The sequence below is a fragment of the Mesorhizobium sp. RCAM 05104 genome (assembly GCF_059683645.1).
Genome location: NZ_CM185033.1, coordinates 2,952,207 through 2,966,709, shown reverse-complemented (window position 1 = coordinate 2,966,709; position 14,503 = coordinate 2,952,207). Strand labels below are relative to the sequence as shown.

Sequence of the window (14,503 nt, the reverse complement as noted above, 5' to 3'; positions counted from 1 at the left end):
CGGACGGAAAACCGCTTCGCACTTTTCCTAGAATTGCTCTAGATCAGAGCGATGTCCAAGCGAATCGCCGGTCCCGAGATCGAACGCCTGATCCAGCTCCTGGCCAAGGTGCCGGGGTTGGGTCCGCGTTCGGCCAGGCGCGCCGCACTTCATCTGATCAAGAAGAAGGAGCAGCTGTTGTCGCCGCTCGCCGCCGCCATGGGCGAGGCGGCCGAAAAGGTGCGCATCTGCTCGACCTGCGGCAATGTCGATACGTCGGACCCCTGCATGATCTGCACCGATCCGCGCCGTGACGCCGCTACCATCATTGTCGTCGAGGACGTTTCCGACCTGTGGGCGCTCGAACGGGCGGCGGCGATGAATGTGCGCTACCACGTGCTCGGCGGCACGCTGTCGCCGCTCGACGGCATCGGCCCCGACCAGCTCAACATCCGCTCGTTGATCGACCGCGTCGCCGGTGGTGAGGTCAAGGAGGTCATCATCGCCGTCAACGCGACGGTGGAGGGCCAGACGACCGCGCACTATCTCACCGACCAGCTGTCCGGCTTCGACATCAAGGTGACGCGGCTCGCGCATGGCGTGCCGGTTGGTGGTGAACTCGACTATCTCGACGAGGGAACGCTGGCCGCGGCGCTGCGCTCGCGAACGGCGTTTTGACGCAATTGGCGGGCAGGGGATGCAGATGGTTCCTGCTTTTGTGAAATCGACCCTCGTCTTTCTCTGCCTCGCCTTCGCGGTGACGGTCTCGACCGCTCCGGCGTCAGCCGCCAGGATCGACGATCAGTTCCACGCCTGGCTGCAGAACGACCTGTGGCCGCAAGCCAAGGCGAAAGGCATTTCCAAAAAGACCTTCGACGCCGCTTTCGATGGCATCAAGCCCAATCTGAAGCTGCCCGACCTGGTGAAGCCGGGCGAGAAGGCGACGACGCCGCAGAAGCAGCACCAGGCTGAGTTCGGCTCACCCGGCGCCTACTTCGCCGAAAAGACCATTGGCGCCGTCACCGCGGGCGGCCGCGCGCGCGAGGCCACCAATGCCAGGACACTTGCCGCAATCGAAAAGCGCTATGGCGTGCCAGGCGAAGTGTTGCTGGCGATATGGGGCCGCGAGACCGGCTTCGGTGCGGCGAAAATGCCCTACGACGCCTTCGAGGTGCTGGGCACCAAGGCGTTCATGTCGACCAAGAAGGATTTCTTCCGCACCGAGCTTCTGGCCGCGCTGGAAATCGTCGAACGCGGGCTGGCTCCGGTCGGTGCGATGAAATCATCCTGGGCCGGTGCGCTCGGCCAGCCGCAGTTCATGCCGACGTCGTTCCTGAAGCATGCTGTGGATTTCGATGGCGACGGCCGTGTCGACATCTGGAACTCGACGCCGGACGTGCTGGCCTCGATCGCCAACTACCTCGTTCACTATGGCTGGGTGAGGGGGCGGGGCTGGGGCTTCGAGGTGACCGTTCCGGAGACCGTCTCCTGTTCGCTCGAAGGTCCGGACCAGGGCAAGAAGATTTCCGCGTGGGCGGCGATGGGCATCAAGCGCGTCGGCGGAAAAGCGTTTCCTGCGAGCGAACTGAAGGCCGAGGGTTTTCTGCTGATGCCGGCCGGGCGCAGCGGGCCGGCCTTTATCGCGACGCCCAATTTCTACGTGCTGAAGGAATACAACACCAGCGATCTCTACGCGCTGTTCATCGGCCACGGCGCCGATCGCATCGCCCATGGCGACGCCAATTTTGCCGGCAATTGGGGCGCGGTCGGCGGGCTTTACCGCTCCGACATCGCAGCCCTGCAGCGGGCGCTCGAAGCCAAGGGCTACGATGTCGGCAGCGCTGACGGCCTGCCCGGCTTCAAGACGCGCCGGTCGATCGGCGAATGGCAGGCTAAGAATGGTCAGGCCGCCACCTGCTTCCCCGACGCAAGCCTGGTCGCGGCGCTGAAATAGCCCCCGAAATTAGCAGATTTTTCCCGATCTGCGGCCGCAATTGGCTGGCATGTGCATCGACACGCCATGCCCCATTCTGGTCCAATGCACTGTCCTGCGAATGCCCGTTGCCGGCTGACAGGCGGCCGGATAGGGTGTTGACCAATTGGACAAAAACCACGACGGTAAGGGGTTAGAGGGCCATCGTCTGGCTCCGACAAGAATTCTGCAACCCTGAGCCGGGAACTCAGGTCAACAAACCAACAAAACAGGGAACGATCACCATGATGATGGAAAAGTTTGCTCTTCGCTCGCGCACACTGCTTGCGGGCGCGGCGATGTCGGCGCTGCTCATTGGCGCGGCACCTGCCTTCGCTGTCACGCCCGCCGACACGCTGGTCGAGGGCTTCGCCATCGATGACATCATCTCCATGGATCCGGGCGAGGCGTTCGAACTGTCGACCGCAGAGGTCACCGGCAACACTTACGATCTGCTTGTCCGTCTCGACCTCGGCGACACCTCCAAGGTCAAGGGCGACCTCGCCGATAGCTGGAGCGTCTCCGACGACGGCCTGACCTACACGTTCAAGCTCAAGCCAGGCCTGAAATTCGCCTCGGGCAATCCGATCACGGCGGCCGACGTCGCCTATTCGTTCGAGCGCGCCGTCAAGCTGGACAAGAGCCCGGCCTTCATCATCGACCAGTTCGGCATCAGCGGCGACAACGTCGCCGAAAAAGCCAAGGCCGTCGACGACACCACCTTCCAGTTCGTCGTCGACAAGGCCTATGCGCCGAGCTTCGTGCTGAATTGCCTCTCGGCAACCGTTGCTTCGGTGGTCGATGCCAAGCTGGTCAAGGAACATGTCGCGGCAGTCACGCCGAGCGCCGACTACAAATGGGACAATGATTTCGGCAATGCCTGGCTGAAGACCGGCTATGCCGGCTCCGGCGTCTTCAAGCTGCGCGAATGGCGTGCCAACGAGGCTGTCGTGCTGGAGCGCAACGACAATTACTACGGCGAGAAGGCCAAGCTTGCCCGCGTCATCTATCGCAACATGAAGGAAAGCTCGGCCCAGCGCCTGGCGCTTGAAGCCGGCGACATCGACGTTGCCCGCAACCTCGAGCCGAACGACCTCGATGCCATCGCCAAGAACGCCGATCTAACCACCACCAGCGCGCCGAAGGGTACCGTCTACTACATCAGCCTCAACCAGAAGAACCCGAACCTGGCCAAGCCCGAGGTTCGCCAGGCGTTCAAGTATCTGGTCGACTATGATGCGTTGAGCTCGACCATCCTCAAGGGCATTGGCGAGATCCACCAGACCTTCCTGCCCAAGGGCGTTCTGGGTGAACTGGACGAGAATCCGTTCAAGCTCGATGTCGCCAAGGCCAAGGAACTGCTGGCCAAGGCCGGCCTGCCTGACGGCTTCAGCGTAACCATGGACGTACGCACCGGCCAGCCGACGACCGGCATGGCGGAATCGATCCAGCAGACACTGGGACAGGCCGGCATCAAGCTGGAGATCATCCCCGGCGACGGCAAGCAGACGCTGACCAAGTACCGCGCCCGCAACCACGACATCTATATCGGCCAGTGGGGCCAGGATTATTTCGATCCGAACTCCAACGCCCAGACCTTTGCCTCGAACCCGGACAATTCGGATGAAGGCAAGACCAAGACGCTCGCCTGGCGCAATGCATGGGACATTCCGGACCTGACCAAGGAGACGGAAGCGGCTCTGCTCGAGAAGGATTCGGCCAAGCGCGCTGCAACGTACCAGGACCTCGAGAAGAAGATCCTCGACACCAGTCCTTTCGTGGTCATCCACCAGCAGCTGGAAGTGGCCGGCCTGCGCAAGAACCTCAAGGGCTTCGCGCTCGGCCCGAGCTTCGACAGCAACTTCGTCGGGCCGGTCTCGAAAGAGTAACGCCCGCGGACGCGCCGCATGAGTGCGGTTGAAAACGAGGGCGGGCGCGGCAGCGCCCGCGCCGTCGCCCTTGCATCGTTCATTGGCCGTTTCCTGGTCATCGCGATCACGACCTATCTTGGTCTTCTCGCGGTCACCTTCTTCATTGGCCGGGTCATCCCGATCGACCCGGTGCTGGCGGTGCTCGGCGACCGGGCGCCGGCCAATGTCGTCGAGCGCACGCGTCGCGAAATGGGTCTGGACCTGCCGCTGATCGAGCAGTTCTACATCTATGTGAAAAGCGCGCTGAACGGTGATTTCGGCACCTCGGTGCTGACCACCAATCCGGTCATGACCGACATTCGCCGCGCCCTTCCGGCAACGACGGAGCTGGCGACGCTGGGGACATTGATCGGTGCTTTGTTCGGCGTGCCGCTTGGCGTGCTGGCCGCGGTCAAGCGCGGCAGCCTCATCGACCAGATCGTGCGCATCATTGGCCTGATCGGTTACTCCGTTCCGATCTTCTGGCTCGGGCTGCTGGCGCTGGTGCTGTTCTACGCCAAGCTGCAATGGGTCGCCTTCCCGGCGCGGCTCGACGTCGTCTATGAATACACCTTCACGCCGATCACCGGCTTCTATCTGCTCGACTCTGCGATGCAGGGACAGTGGGACGTCTTTTACGACGCCTTCCGCCACATCATCCTGCCTGCCTCGCTGCTCGGCTACTTCTCTCTCGCCTACATCAGCCGCATGACGCGCTCGTTCATGCTGAACGAACTCACCCAGGAATACATCGTCGCGGCACGCGCGAAAGGCCTGTCGGAAACCCGCATCATCTGGGGCCACGCACTGCGCAACGCCGCGGTGCCGATGGTGACCGTGATCGCCCTGTCCTATGCCGGGCTGCTCGAGGGTTCGGTGCTGACCGAGACCGTGTTCTCCTGGCCGGGCATCGGTCTCTACATCACCAATTCGCTGCAGAACGCCGACATGAACGCCGTTCTCGGCGGCACCATCGTCATCGGTTCGGTCTTCATCGGCATCAATCTCCTGTCCGACCTGCTCTACCGCGTGCTCGATCCGAGGACCAAGACGGGATGAGCAGAGGCATCCCACTTTTGGGCTCGGCTGCGGCCAATCACCCCCACTCCGGCCCTTCGGGCCACCTCTCCCCCTGCCCGGGGGAGAGGAAAAGGCGGTCGCACGCTTGGCGCCTTTCCTCTCCCCCGTCGAACGGGGGAGAGGTGGTCTGCGAAGCAGACCGGAGTGGGGGGCGACAGCTTCAGGGGGCATTGTCATGACCGCCTCCGACGCCCGCCCTTTCTCTCGTCGCGACTGGCTGCTCAGCGAGCGGCCGGCGTCGCGCACGCAGGCAAGGCTCGGCCGCGCCTATGTGGCGTGGCGGCGTTTTTCCGCCAACCGGCTGGCCTTTCTCGGCCTGCTCATCATCATCGCGCTGCTGGTCGTTGCCGCGCTCGCCGGCGTGCTGGCGCCCTATTCGCCGACTTTCGGCGACCTCAAGAATGCAAGGTTGCTGGCGCCGAGCGCCGAGCATTGGTTCGGTACCGACGATCTTGGCCGCGATATCCTTTCGCGCATTCTCTATGGTTCGCGCTGGACGCTTTATGTGGTCATCCTGGTCGCCATCATAGCGGCGCCGATCGGCCTTTTGGTCGGCACCGTCGCCGGCTACGCCGGCGGCTGGATCGATGCCATCCTGATGCGCATCACCGACATCTTCCTCGCCTTCCCCAAGCTGATCCTGGCGCTCGCCTTCGTCGCCGCGCTTGGGCCCGGCATCGAAAACGCGGTGCTTGCCATCGCCATCACATCCTGGCCGCCCTACGCTCGCATTGCGCGCGCCGAAACGCTGACCGTGCGCAATTCCGACTACATCAAGGCGGTGCAATTGATGGGCGCCTCACCCTTCCGCATCGTGCTGCGCCACATCATGCCACTCTGCATCTCCTCGCTGATCGTCAGGGTGACGCTCGACATGGCCGGCATCATCCTCACCGCCGCGGGTCTCGGTTTCCTCGGCCTCGGCGCGCAGCCGCCACTGCCCGAGTGGGGCACCATGATCGCTTCGGGCCGCCGCTTCGTGCTCGACCAGTGGTGGGTGGCCGGTGCGCCGGGCTTCGCCATCCTCATCGTCAGCCTTGGCTTCAACCTGCTTGGCGATGGCCTGCGCGACGCGCTCGATCCCCGCAGTGGTGACCAATGAGCACGCAGCCAAAGGGTACGCTTCTTGACGTCGACGATCTGCGCGTCACCTTTCCGACCCGCACCGGGCTGATCGAGGCGGTGCGTGGCGTCTCCTTCTCGCTCGGCCGCGAACGGCTCGGCATCGTCGGCGAATCCGGCTCGGGCAAATCGCAGACCGGCCGCGCCATCATGGGCCTGACGCCGCCGCAGGCCAGGATATCGGCCAACAAGCTCGCCTTCGACGGCATCGACCTGCTCGCCGCGTCGCCACGCGAACGCCGGGCGCTGCGCGGAAAACGCATCGCCATGATCCTGCAGGATCCGAAATATTCGCTCGACCCGGTGATGAGCATCGGCCGCCAGATCGTCGAGACGCTGCGCACGCATGAGAAGGTCGGCAAGGCCGAGGCGCGCGACCGCGCGCTGGCCATGCTGGAGGCGGTGCAGATCCGCGACCCCGCCCGTGTCTTCGACCTGCATCCGCATGAAGTGTCCGGCGGCATGGGCCAACGCGCCATGATCGCCATGATGCTGATCGCCGGACCGGAAATGATGATTGCCGACGAGCCGACTTCGGCGCTCGACGTCACCGTTCAGCTCGACGTGCTCGGCATCCTGGACCGGCTGGTGAGCGAGCGTGGCATGGGGCTGATCTTCATCTCGCACGATCTGCGCCTGGTCTCGTCCTTCTGCGACCGCGTCATCGTCATGTATGCCGGCAAGGTGGTCGAGCAGCTCAAGGCGTCGGAACTCGGCCGGGCCCAGCACCCCTACACGCGCGGCCTGCTCAACTGCATGCCCAGGATCGGCTTCGAACGGCATCCGCTGCCGGTGCTCGACCGCAAGCCGGAGTGGGCGGCATGACAGCAGCGATTGCCATCGACGGGCTGGAAGTGATCTTCGACCGGTTTCGCGCGTTGAAGGGCGTGAGCCTCGAAGTCAGGTCAGGCGAATCCTTCGGCCTTGTCGGCGAATCCGGCTCCGGCAAATCGACGCTGCTGCGGGCCATCGCCGGCCTCGCGCCGGTCGCTTCCGGCAGCATCACCGTCAATGGCAAGAAGCTTGGGGCGCGGCGCGACAAGGCCTTTTACCGCGAAGTGCAGATGGTCTTCCAGGATCCGTACGGCTCGCTGCACCCGCGCCAGACCGTCGACCGCCTGCTGCAGGAGCCGCTCGCCATCCATGGTTTTGCCGACGGCGAAAAGCGCATCCAGCGGGCGCTCGATGAGGTCGGTCTCGGCAACGGCTTTCGCTTCCGCTACTCGCATCAATTGTCGGGTGGCCAGCGCCAGCGTGTGGCGATCGCGCGCGCGCTGATCCTCGAACCCTCGATCCTGCTGCTCGACGAGCCGACCTCGGCGCTCGATGCCTCGGTGCAGGCCGAAGTGCTCAACCTGCTGGAAGAGGTTCGCCGGCGGCGCAAGCTGACCTTCCTGATGGTCAGCCACGACCTCGCCATCATCACCCATATGTGCGAGCGGCTGATGGTGATGCAGAGCGGCGAGGCGGTTGAGAATCTGACGGCGGCCCAACTTGTCGCGCACCGCGTGACAGAGGATTATACGCGCAACCTGTTACGAGCCAGCGAGGGTTTCGTCCGCACGGCTTGAGCGGCTTCAGGCCGCTCCGTCTTCCGCCAAGACATCGCTGTGCGTACCTTCACCGTGCTGCCCCGGCTTCGGCTCCTTGATCCGGAACCACGTCACATAAAGCGCCGGCAGGAACAGTAATGTAATCGCGGTGCCGGCGATGATGCCGCCCATCATGGCATAGGCCATCGGGCCCCAGAACACTTCGCGCGCGATCGGGATCAGCGCCAGGCTGGCCGCCGCTGCCGTCAGCGCGATCGGCCTCATGCGGTGCTCGGTGGCTTCGATGACGGCCGCCCAGCGGTCCTTGCCCTCGCGCACCAGATCCTCGATCTGTACGATCAGGATGACCGAGTTGCGGATCAGGATGCCGATCAGCGCCAGCACGCCGAGGATGGCGACGAAACCGAGCGGCGCGCCGCTCGGCACCAGTGCCGCCACCACGCCGATCAGCCCGAGCGGCGCCACCGCCACGACCAGGAACAGGCGCTGGAAGCTCTGCAACTGCACCATCAGGATGGTCGCCATGATGAACAGCATGAGCGGCACCACGGCGGCGATCGGCCCTTGGCTTTTGGCGCTTTCCTCGACCGAGCCGGCGGTGGCGATCGAATAGCGCGGCGGCAGCTTGGCGATGAAGGCGTCGACCGCGGGCTTCAGTTCGTTGACCACGGTGGCCGGCAGCACGTCGCCGACCAGCCCGGCGCGCACGGTGATCGTCGGAATGCGGTCGCGCCGCCACACCGTTGGCTGTTCGAGCTCGTAGCGGAAATTGGCCACCGCGGCGAGCGGGATGGATCTCGCCCGTGCCGGTCGGCAGCTGCATGTTCTGCAGCGTTCCGATCGAGCCGCGCTCGGCCTCGCGCGAACGGGCCACCACATTGATCAGGTAGGTGGCGTCGCGCACCTGGGTGATGGTGGCGCCGCCGACCGTGCTGTTCAGTGCGCTGGCAATGTCGGAAGAGGTGATGCCAAGCTGGCGCGCCTTGTCCTGCAGCACTTCGACCCTCAGCACACGCTGCGGCTCGTTCCAGTCGAAGGTGGGTGCTGCCAGCTTCGGATTCGCGGAAATCACGCCGGAGAACTGTTGTGCCAGCTCCCGCACCGTCTGGATATCGGGGCCGCCGACGCGGTACTGCACGGGGCGCCCGACCGGCGGCCCGAGTTCGAGCGGCTTGACGAAGGCGTCCGTGCCGACGAACTCCTCGCGCAGCAGCTTTTCCAGCGCCGGCTTGACCCGGTTGCGTGCCTCGATACTCTTGGTGACGATCACGGTCTGGCCGAAATAGGGATTGGCCGGCTGCACGTCATAGGCCAGCACGAAGCGCACCGCGCCCTGGCCGATATAGGAGCTGAAATGGTCGATATCGGGATTGCCGACGAGCGCCCGCTGCTCGAAGCGTTCCATCTGGTCGCGGGTCTCGGCGATCGATGAGTTCTGCGGCAGGTTCCAGTCGACGATCAGCTCCGGCCGGTCGGACGGCGGAAAAAACTGCTGCTGGACGAGGCCGAAGCCGGCGATCGAGGCGGCAAACAACAGCACCGTGGCGATGATGGTCAGCCAGTGATGGCGCACGGAGCCGATCAGGACACGCCGGAACAGCGATGTGAAACGGCCAGGCTGGTCGTGATGTTGCTGCTTCATGGTCGCCGGCAGGATGGTGACGCCGAGCAGCGGCGCGAACAGCACCGCGACGATCCATGACACCAAGAGCGACACGGCGATGACCACGAACAGCGTGAAGGTGTATTCGCCCGCGGCGCTGTTGTTGAGGCCGATCGGAATGAAGCCGGCGACCGTCACCAGCGTGCCGGTCAGCATCGGGAAGGCGGTAGAGGTGTAGACATAGGTCGCCGCCTTGCGCAGATTGTCGCCAACCTCAAGCCGCGCCACCATCATTTCGACCGCGATCATGGCGTCGTCGACCAGAAGGCCGAGCGCGATGATCAGCGCGCCGAGCGAAATGCGCTGCAGCGAGATGCCGAGATAGGCCATGACCGTGAAGGTGATGGCCAGCACCAGCGGGATCGACAGCGCCACCACGAAGCCGGCGCGCATGCCGAGGCTGATGAACGACACCGCGAGCACGATGGCGACCGCCTCGAACAGAGCGCGCGTGAAGCCGGAGACGGCCTCCTCGACGATGACAGGCTGGTCGGCGACCAGATGCACGCCGACGCCGATCGGCAGGTCGGCCAGCACCTTGTTCATCTCCTCATGCAGGGCTTCGCCGAATTGCAGCAGGTTGGCGTTGGGCCTCATACCTATGGCGAGCCCGATCGCATCCTCGCCGTTGAAGCGGAACAGCGCCGTCGGCGGATCGACATAGCCGCGGGAAATCGTCGCCACGTCGCTCAGCCGGAAGAAGCGGTCATTGACGCGCAGATTGATGGCGCGAAGGCTGTCCTCCGAGGTGAACTGGCCGCCGACCCGCACGCTGATCCGCTCTGGCCCCGACTGGATGACGCCCGACGGCGTTATCGCGTTCTGCGCCTGCAAGCTGGCCACGATCGCCTGCTGATTGAGGCCAAGGGCCGCGATCTGGCGGGTCGAGAATTCGAGATAGATCGCCTCGTCCTGCGCGCCGACGAGATCGACCTTGCCGGCATTGGGCACGGTCAGGATTTTTGTGCGGGCATCCTCGACATAGTCGCGCAATTGGCGCGGGGTCAGCCCGTCCGACGTGAAGGCGTAGATGTTGCCGTAGACATCGCCGAAGCGGTCGTTGAAGAACGGTCCCTGCACGCCTTGCGGAAACTGCCCCTTGATATCGTTGACCATGTTGCGCACCTGAATCCAGTTCGGCACGACATCGCGCGCCCTGGTGGTGTCCTTCAGGTTGACGAAGATGACGGTCTGGCCGGCGGTGGTGACGGATCTGGTGAAGTCGAGGCTATCGAGCTCCTCGAGCTTCTTCTCGATGCGGTCGGTCACCTGCTGCAGGGTCTCCTTGACCGACGCGCCCGGCCAGTTGGCCTGGATGATCATCGTCTTGATGGTGAAGTTGGGGTCTTCCTCACGGCCGAGATTGAGGTAGGAGAACACGCCGGCGACGACGAAGACCAGCATGAAATACCAGACCATGGAGCGGTGGCTGAGCGCCCAGTCGGAGAGGTTGAAGCCTTTCACGTGGCCCCTCCTTCGAGAATCCTGACTTTTTGTCCCTCGGCCAGGCTATGTACGCCGGCGGTGATGACGCGCATGCCGGCCTCCAGTCCTTCGGCGACGGTAAAGGTGGCGGCGCCCTTGGCGGCAACCTTGATCTCGTGCGCGCTGACGCTCGATGTCTGCGGATCGACGATCCACACTCTGTCGGAACCGTCCTTTTCGAGCAGCGCCGACAGCGGCAGTTCGATCGTCGGCGCCACCTTGGTCATGCGCGTCGCGGTCACCGTCGAGCCGAGCCTGAAGGCCTGCGGCGGATCGATGAGCGTCAGCCGGACGCGGCGGGTGCGGGTCGAGCCCTCGGCCTGTGGCGCGATCTCGCGCAGCTTGGCCTGGGTCTCGATCGTCGGCAGCGATTGCAGGATGACCTGGAACGGCGTGCCGGCTGTCAGATCATCGGTCAACTGGTCGGGAATATCGACCACCGCCTCGCGCAGATCGGAGCGTGCCACGGTGACGACAGTCTGGCCCGCCGAGACTGTCTGCCCGACCTCGGCGCCGGTGGCGGTGACGACGCCGTCGAAATCCGAGAACAGTCTGGCATAGCCAAGCTGCTCCTGCGACTTGGCAAGCGCGGCCTTGGCCCGCTCGACACCGGCCTCGGCTGCCTTGCGCGCCTGTTGTGCGGCATCGAAGACGGCCTGCGAGGTGTTGGCGGCGGCAAGCAGCTGGCGTTGGCGTTCCTCGCTGGCGGCGGCGTTGGCGAACTGTGCCTCGGCATTGGAAAGTTCGGCGCTGGCCGCCTGGACGGCCAGCTCCAGCGCGGTCGGGTCGAGCGCGGCGATCGTCGTGCCCTTGCTGACGATGTCGCCGACCTTGACGTCACGCGAGACCACCCGGCCAAGCAGGCGGAAGGCCAAGTCTGCACTGTATTGCGGCTCGACCGAGCCGGCGAAGCCGAAGGTCTGGGTGGTGCGCGGTTCGACCACGACCGACAGCACCGGGCGGACGATCTCCGGCGGCGGCTTCTCATCCGACTTCGAGCAGCCGGGAAGCGCGCCAAGCGCAAACAGGCCAAGCAGGATGCGCGGCAGCCGGTTCATTGGCCCGCTCCCGATATCTCGACCGTCTGTCCAGGGCTGAGCAACTGTCCGCCTGATGTAACGACGCTTTGGCCTTCGTCCAGCCCTTTGGCGATCACGACCGTGCCCGATTCGAAAGCCAGCACCTCGACCGGCGTCGTGGTCACCGCCTTGGTCGCGGGGTCGACCGCCCACACTGCCGGATTGCCGGCGCTCGACGTCAGCGCCTGCCAGGGCAGCAGAACAGCCTTCGTCGGCTTGGCGCTGACCGAGCCGATGACCGCTGCCCCCAGCGGCATGCCGGCGGGCGTGTCGGGAATGCTGACCTTGACCCGGATCGAACCCGAAGCCGGATCAACCACCGGCGAGATTTCGCGGACCTTGCCCATCGCCTTGACCTGGGGGTCGGACAACAGCGTGATCGTCACCGCCGGAGAGGCCGGCGCCCTGGCGACCAGAGTTTCCTGGACGTTGAACACCGCGTCGCGGTCGCCGTCCTCGGCGACGGTGAAGACGGTTTGCGCTGCTTGCACCACTTGCCCCGCTTCGACCTGGCGGGCGGTGATCACGCCCGCGGCCCCTGCCTTGAGTTCGGTGAAGGACAGGTTCTGCTGAGCGTTGGCGAACGCGCTCCGCGCGGCATCGACGCTGCCTTGCGCCACCTTCAGCGCCTGGTCGGCCGCGTCATAGTCGCGCCTGGTGGTGAAACCCTGGGCCAGAAGTGTCTTCTGCCGCTCGAAGGCGGCGGCGGACTGGGTCAACTGCGCCTGGGCGGCGTCGAGGTCGGCCTGCGCCGACCGCAAATCGGACTCCTGCTCCTGCGGATCGAGGCGGGCGAGCACGGCACCTTGATCGACATGCTGGCCGACATCGACAAGCCGCTCGGCGACGCGGCCGCCGACCCGGAACGACAGATTGTTCAGCGTGCGCGCGGCGATCACCCCGGTCAGCGAGGTTCGCGGCGCAAAGTTGGCGATCGCCACCGTCTCCGTGCGCACCATCACCGGCAGCTTTCTTGCCGCCTCCTGCTTCTGGCAGCCGGTCAGCAACATCGCGGCCGTGCAGGCAAAAATTGCCGAGGCGGCAGGAAAAGACAAAAGGCTGGAAGCTTTGACCGATGGCGGCGAGACGGACGATGTCGCGTTCCTGCTCATGGGCTCCCTCAGCCGCGGCCGATCGCGATGCCTCGCGGACAATCGGGAGGATAATCGATCCTCGGAAAAAGAAAACCGGTCTCGCACGCGTATCGCCCGACTGGTTAAGGGCGTGCCGGAGCCGCAGGCCCAATCGACCGCCGGTGGTGCCGACTTGAGGAAAACGTGAAATAAGGTCAGAAGACGGTGATCAAACGAGAACGGGCGCCAGCCCGATGAGGGATACCATGAAGAATTCAGCCATTTCCGAACGCAAGAACCAGTCGATCTCACGCGGCGTTGGCATGACCACGCAGATCTACGCCGACCGGGCTGAAAACTCGGAGATCTGGGATGTCGAGGGTCGCCGCTATATCGATTTCTCGTCGGGCATCGCCGTCGTCAACACCGGGCATCGCCACCCCAAGGTGATCGAGGCGGTCAAGGCGCAGCTCGACCGCTTCACCCACACCTGCCATCAGGTCGTACCCTATGAGAGCTATGTGCGGTTGGCCGAACGGCTGAACGCCATGCTGCCCGGCAAGTTCGAGAAGAAGACGATCTTCGTCACCACCGGCGCCGAGGCGGTCGAGAACGCCATCAAGATCGCCCGCAACGCCACCGGGCGACCGGCGGTCATCGCGTTTGCCGGCGGCTTCCACGGCCGCACCTTCATGGGCATGGCGCTGACCGGCAAGGTCGTTCCCTACAAGGTCGGCTTCGGCGCCATGCCGGGCGACGTCTATCACGCGCCGTTCCCGGTGCCGCTGCATGGTGTATCGGTTGCCGATTCGCTGGCCGCGCTCGACCGCCTGTTCAAGGCCGATGTCGATCCGGCCCGCGTTGCCGCCATCATCGTCGAGCCGGTGCAGGGCGAGGGCGGGTTCTATGAAGTGCCGCGCGATTTCATGGTGGCGCTGCGCAAGCTCTGCGACCAGCACGGCATGCTGTTGATCGCCGACGAGGTGCAGACCGGCTTTGCCCGCACCGGCAAGATGTTCGCGATGGATCATCACGACGTGGCGGCCGACATCACCACAATGGCCAAGAGCCTGGCCGGCGGTTTCCCGCTGGCCGCGGTCACCGGCCGCGCCGAAATCATGGATGCACCCGGCCCCGGCGGCCTCGGCGGCACCTATGGCGGCAGCCCGATCGGCGTCGCCGCGGCGCACGCCGTGCTCGATGTGATCGAAGAGGAAAAGCTCTGTGACCGGGCCAATGCGCTGGGCGGGCGACTGAAGCAGCGACTGCAGTCGATCCGCGACGAGGTGCCCGAAATCGTCGATATCAGAGGCCCGGGCTTCATGAACGCGGTCGAGTTCAACGACGTCAAGAAGGGCCTGCCGTCGGCCGAGATCGCCAACGCGATCAGGCTGAAGGCGCTCGACAAGGGCCTGATCCTGTTGACATGCGGCGTCTACGGCAACGTCATCCGCTTCCTCGCCCCGATCACCATCCAGGATAGCGTCATGAACGAGGCGCTCGACATTCTGGAAAGCTCGATCCGAGAAGTCTGCGCCGCCTGAAGGGGCGGTGCCCATTTCTCCTGACGGTCGACGCCGAACCCGG

At 64.7% G+C, this 14,503-nt stretch carries 11 protein-coding genes and 1 pseudogene; 9 read left to right on the top strand and 3 right to left on the bottom strand.

The features are described 5' to 3' along the window. Positions 1 to 51: 51 nt before the first annotated feature. From recR to AC56QP_RS14600, 7 genes are all read left to right on the top strand, one after another. Positions 52 to 657 (top strand): recombination mediator RecR, encoded by a 606-nt coding sequence (recR, locus tag AC56QP_RS14630; RefSeq protein ID WP_091584573.1) that lies wholly within the window; start codon positions 52 to 54, stop codon positions 655 to 657. A 25-nt stretch (positions 658 to 682) separates the two neighbouring features. Next, the gene (locus tag AC56QP_RS14625) at positions 683 to 1,933 is read left to right on the top strand and encodes a lytic murein transglycosylase (protein WP_489859253.1); all 1,251 of its coding nucleotides are present in this window, start codon (positions 683 to 685) and stop codon (positions 1,931 to 1,933) included. Between the two features lie 263 nt (positions 1,934 to 2,196). Then, the gene (locus tag AC56QP_RS14620) at positions 2,197 to 3,840 is read left to right on the top strand and encodes an ABC transporter substrate-binding protein (protein WP_489859254.1); all 1,644 of its coding nucleotides are present in this window, start codon (positions 2,197 to 2,199) and stop codon (positions 3,838 to 3,840) included. Positions 3,841 to 3,858: 18 nt separating this feature from the next. Next, positions 3,859 to 4,920: an ABC transporter permease gene (locus tag AC56QP_RS14615; protein WP_489859255.1), complete on the top strand. Its 1,062-nt coding sequence runs from the start codon at positions 3,859 to 3,861 to the stop codon at positions 4,918 to 4,920. 196 nt (positions 4,921 to 5,116) lie between these two features. Next, the gene (gene nikC / locus AC56QP_RS14610; RefSeq protein WP_489859256.1) at positions 5,117 to 6,043 is read left to right on the top strand and encodes a nickel transporter permease; all 927 of its coding nucleotides are present in this window, start codon (positions 5,117 to 5,119) and stop codon (positions 6,041 to 6,043) included. Continuing rightward, on the top strand, positions 6,040 to 6,888 hold the full coding sequence (locus tag AC56QP_RS14605) for an ABC transporter ATP-binding protein (RefSeq protein ID WP_489859257.1): 849 nt from the start codon (positions 6,040 to 6,042) through the stop codon (positions 6,886 to 6,888). The genes nikC and AC56QP_RS14605 overlap by 4 nt, the downstream gene beginning before the upstream one ends. Further along, on the top strand, positions 6,885 to 7,634 hold the full coding sequence (locus tag AC56QP_RS14600) for an ABC transporter ATP-binding protein (RefSeq protein WP_489859258.1): 750 nt from the start codon (positions 6,885 to 6,887) through the stop codon (positions 7,632 to 7,634). The genes AC56QP_RS14605 and AC56QP_RS14600 overlap by 4 nt, the downstream gene beginning before the upstream one ends. Positions 7,635 to 7,640: 6 nt before the next feature. Here AC56QP_RS14600 and AC56QP_RS14595 read toward each other — a convergent pair. From AC56QP_RS14595 to AC56QP_RS14585, 3 genes and pseudogenes are all read right to left on the bottom strand, one after another. Further along, positions 7,641 to 10,743 (bottom strand): annotated as a pseudogene (locus AC56QP_RS14595) (efflux RND transporter permease subunit). Further along, complete coding sequence (locus AC56QP_RS14590) at positions 10,740 to 11,822, bottom strand: efflux RND transporter periplasmic adaptor subunit (RefSeq protein WP_489859260.1); 1,083 nt, start codon at positions 11,820 to 11,822, stop codon at positions 10,740 to 10,742. The pseudogene AC56QP_RS14595 and the gene AC56QP_RS14590 overlap by 4 nt, the downstream one beginning before the upstream one ends. Further along, positions 11,819 to 12,805 carry an efflux RND transporter periplasmic adaptor subunit gene (locus AC56QP_RS14585; RefSeq protein WP_489859261.1) on the bottom strand — a complete coding sequence of 329 codons (987 nt, stop codon included), beginning with the start codon at positions 12,803 to 12,805 and terminating at the stop codon, positions 11,819 to 11,821. The genes AC56QP_RS14590 and AC56QP_RS14585 overlap by 4 nt, the downstream gene beginning before the upstream one ends. On the opposite strand from AC56QP_RS14585, the gene AC56QP_RS14580 reads away from it, so the two are divergent. Both AC56QP_RS14580 and AC56QP_RS14575 read left to right on the top strand, forming a co-directional pair. Next, complete coding sequence (locus AC56QP_RS14580) at positions 12,771 to 13,124, top strand: hypothetical protein (protein ID WP_489859262.1); 354 nt, start codon at positions 12,771 to 12,773, stop codon at positions 13,122 to 13,124. The two genes, AC56QP_RS14585 and AC56QP_RS14580, sit on opposite strands and share 35 nt — an antisense overlap. Positions 13,125 to 13,182: 58 nt before the next feature. Continuing rightward, the gene (locus tag AC56QP_RS14575; protein ID WP_489859263.1) at positions 13,183 to 14,460 is read left to right on the top strand and encodes a 4-aminobutyrate--2-oxoglutarate transaminase; all 1,278 of its coding nucleotides are present in this window, start codon (positions 13,183 to 13,185) and stop codon (positions 14,458 to 14,460) included. The last annotated feature ends 43 nt before the right edge of the window (positions 14,461 to 14,503 follow it).